We start from the raw sequence: 605 nt of genomic DNA on the forward strand, positions 1-605 counted from the left end.
CTACGCGACCAGGTCACCAGCGAACTGGTCCTCGCCGGTGGCGAGACAGACCGGTACGGCACCCCGTTCCAGGCCCGGATGCACATTCAGAGCCACTGGTACCACGCCCAACGCCTGGCAGCAGTGGACGACCACATCGACCTGTTCGTGGCCGAGGCCGCACACCGCCGCAACGGCCAACTACTACCGCCAGGCGAGCCGCTGTTCGCGCCGCCCCCCCGAGTACGCCGCGCCATTCCCAGCCGGGAGGCCACCAGTGCCTGACCGCTACGAAGCCCGACTGCTGCCGCCGGTCGGCGCGGCGGAGCCCCTGTGGGGGGCCTGGGACCTCAAGAACAAGGACTGGGTCCGGGTCCCGTCGCCGGACCGCCGGCCGGAGTGGTTCACCACCGAGGCTCGCGTCAGCACGTGGGCTGCTCAGCAGGCTTCCGGCCGCAAGGTTCCCAGCTCAACGAGAAGGAGTGCGCATTGAAGTTGCCCGGAAAGAAGAGCGGGCCCAGCGACACCGATCGCGCCGAGGCCGCCAACCAGGCCGAGCTCGCCGGGGTCAGCCTGGATGCCAACGACTCTGCAGCAGGCGCCGCGATGATCGGGAACGCCTGGCG

At 70.1% G+C, this 605-nt stretch carries 1 protein-coding gene; it reads left to right on the forward strand.

All coding sequences use genetic code 11. The features are described from left to right. Nucleotides 1-264: hypothetical protein (locus ABD323_RS43875; protein ID WP_344447590.1), on the forward strand; the 264-nt coding region annotated here is incomplete at its 5' end. Between the last annotated feature and the right edge of the window lie 341 nt (nucleotides 265-605).

Source organism: Kitasatospora nipponensis, assembly GCF_039528135.1.
In the GTDB taxonomy this organism is placed as follows: Bacteria; Actinomycetota; Actinomycetes; order Streptomycetales; family Streptomycetaceae; genus Kitasatospora; species Kitasatospora nipponensis.